The sequence below is a fragment of the Nocardia sp. NPDC058497 genome (genome assembly GCF_042720195.1).
Classification (GTDB): domain Bacteria; phylum Actinomycetota; class Actinomycetes; order Mycobacteriales; family Mycobacteriaceae; genus Nocardia.
On the sequence record NZ_JBHXMY010000197.1, the window covers coordinates 1 to 2,671 of the forward strand.

The window sequence follows — 2,671 nt, forward strand, 5'->3', positions numbered from 1 at the left end:
GAATGGATATACCAGTACAGGACCCGGTCGCGGTGCAGGTCGTCGTCGAAGCGGCCGCCGTTGAGGAACAGCAGCCTGGTCACCACGGGAATCGCGTAGCGCCCCATGAGGACTCGATCGTGGTCGAGGCCGAGGCGGCCCGCCACGGTGTCGAGGAAGGTGTCGACCTGGGTCGTCGTGGCGGTCAGTGCCTGCTCGAACTCCGCGGGCGACAGGTCGCCGAGCGCGTCGAAGTGCGCGCGGCCGTTGCCGACGGCGATCACGTTGCGCAGCAACCAGTCCAGGGTGAAGGTGTAGCCGTCCTTGTCCCAGCGGATCAGGTGGTCGCGCAGGTTGCCGCGGGCCTGCGGCCACTGCGCGCACAGGGTCGCCAGCGCCAGGTCGCCCTTGGACAGTTTGGTGCCGCCGGAGTTGACCCGGTTGAAGATGTCGACGACCTCGTCGACGGTGCGATCGGAGCCGGTGATGGTCTCGACGTTGAACTCGCGGTGGGTGATCTCGCGCAGCTTGTTCAACCGGTCGAGGTAGGCGGCGAGGGTTTCCTGCGGGACGTCGGTGAACCGGGGCAGGTAGTGCACCGGGCCGTGTGCGAACAGTTCGGTGACATCGATCCAGGTCGGCGCGGTGTCGCGGCCGGGGATCTGGAACTCGAAAACCTCACGGTCGACGTCGAAATGGAGTCCGGTGAACGCGACGGCGTCGCCCTCGAAGAACGACGGCGCACGGCCACGCAGGATGCCGTAGAGCGTGGTGATCCGCTGCTGACCGTCGAGCAGCAGCTGCCGCAGTCCCGACCCGCCCGCCCCGCCGCGCACGGCGATGTCCTCGGAACCGGTTTCCCACACCAGGAGTCCGCCGACCGGATACCCGAGATACAGCGACCGCATGAGCCCGCGCACCTGGTCCCTGTTCCACACGTAACCGCGCTGGAATTCCGGCAGCAGCACCGCTCCGGAGTCGATCTGGTCGAGCAGGGAGGACAGACGTGTCACGGCAGCCTTTCGATCGCGATCCGGTAGCGCAGGCGCTCCATCGTTGCACGGATCGTACCGACAAACACCGACGCGCCAGCGGCCGAACAGGACTCGCGGGTGGATGCTTCGCGCTAGCGCGTATCCGTCACCGCGGCACGGAACGCGTCGGAGGCGTAGAACGGCGCCAGCCTGCGCCGGACCACGGTGTCGAGATAGCCACGCTCGTCGAGCTTTCCGAGCACGGAGGGACCGAAACGCAGTGCCTCCTCGATCATGTCCTCGCGCCCGATGCCGAGCTCGGCGAGCAGCTCGGCCAGTGGGGTGTCGCCGTACTTGTCGAAGACGTGATCGATGCCCTCGTCCAGCAGCGCGTGGAAGTAGTCGGTGTCGCGGAAGGTGCGCCAGAACTCGAAGGTGAGGACGACGGCGTCTTCCACATCGTCGGCCGAGACCAGCTCGCGGAAGGAGCCGACCGCGTCGCCGGTGTGCTTGCGCCAGGTCTCGCGCGCCGCGTCCAGCAGGACGTCGTCGGCGTCGTCGCGATTGCCGCGCAACACGAATCGCGCGCCGGTGCGGGTGAGGCGGCCGAGGCCGTTCTCGATCGCGGGCAGCGCGGGCTCGGCCAGCCGGGCCAGCGCGCCGCGCAGTGACCGCGCCAGCCCGCCGCCGTCGGCGTGCATGCGGTCGTCGACCGCGGTGACGACAGCGCGCTGCACGGCTTCGACGCAGGCGTCGACGGTGACCGGGCTGTTGAGCACCAGCCGCACCAGCCGGTGTGAGACCTCCATGTCGGCCACGGCCGAGACCAGTTCGTCGAAGCGGCGGTTGTCCACGACGTCACCGACGGGGGTCTCGTCCTGGGCGCGGTGGTTGTACAGCCGGGCCGCGATCTCGCCGACGAGTTCGGGGATCGCGCCCTCGACCGGGATCTGCACCGCGTACTTGTGCGCGACGTCCTTGATCTGGTCGCGCGTGACGGCCTCGGCCAGTGTCAGTTCCTGCGCCTCGGCGAGCAGGCCGTCCACCTCGTCGACGACGAGCTCGCGGAAACCCGTCGGCTGCAGCAGCTGGTCCTTGGTGAATGCGACGTGCGCGTCGAGCACCCGTAAGGCCAGGTCGACGTGTCCGGAGCGCTCATCGTTCGTCTCACCCATGTCGCCCAGATTGGCATACCGCGCGCCGATGTGTGACCTCGGCGCGCACAACCGCGATCCCCGGCTCCGACACGCCGCGTGTCGCCGCAGACTCCGCCCAGATCACGGTGTGATCAAGCCGTGCGCGCAGTTTGTCGATGAGTATGGCATACTAGGCAGCTGAGACTGGGCTGATCACAGAGATCGCCATGGCTCATCTACGGAAAAGACTTTTAAACACCATGACTCAAGGCACTGTTAAGTGGTTCAACGGCGAGAAGGGCTTCGGCTTCATCGCCCAAGACGGAGGCGGCCCCGACGTCTTCGTGCATTACTCCGCCATCGGCGGCTCGGGCTTCAAGTCCCTCGAAGAGGGTCAGCGGGTGGAGTTCGAGGTCGGCCAGGGCCAGAAGGGCCCGCAGGCCCAGGACGTCCGCGCCATCTGATTTCAGCGTGAGCTAGGAAGGGGCGCCGCCCCCGAGGGGGTGGGGGGTGAGTGTGGGCCCGCCCCAGGCAAACCCACCCCCCCCCACGCTCGGCGGGCGGGGGGTGGGGGTGTGTGTG

General features: G+C 67.9%; 3 protein-coding genes. 1 reads left to right on the plus strand and 2 read right to left on the minus strand.

From position 1 onward, the window contains the following. Positions 1 to 992 (minus strand): DUF262 domain-containing protein (locus tag ACFWPJ_RS15505; protein WP_378851693.1); only part of this gene is annotated, 992 nt, incomplete at its 3' end. Between the two features lie 113 nt (positions 993 to 1,105). Then, on the minus strand, positions 1,106 to 2,128 hold the full coding sequence (locus tag ACFWPJ_RS15510) for a hypothetical protein (RefSeq protein ID WP_378851696.1): 1,023 nt from the start codon (positions 2,126 to 2,128) through the stop codon (positions 1,106 to 1,108). A 221-nt stretch (positions 2,129 to 2,349) separates the two neighbouring features. On the opposite strand from ACFWPJ_RS15510, the gene ACFWPJ_RS15515 reads away from it, so the two are divergent. After that, entirely contained in the window at positions 2,350 to 2,553 is a 204-nt protein-coding gene (locus tag ACFWPJ_RS15515; RefSeq protein WP_056821080.1) for a cold-shock protein, read from the plus strand. Positions 2,554 to 2,671: the final 118 nt, after the last annotated feature.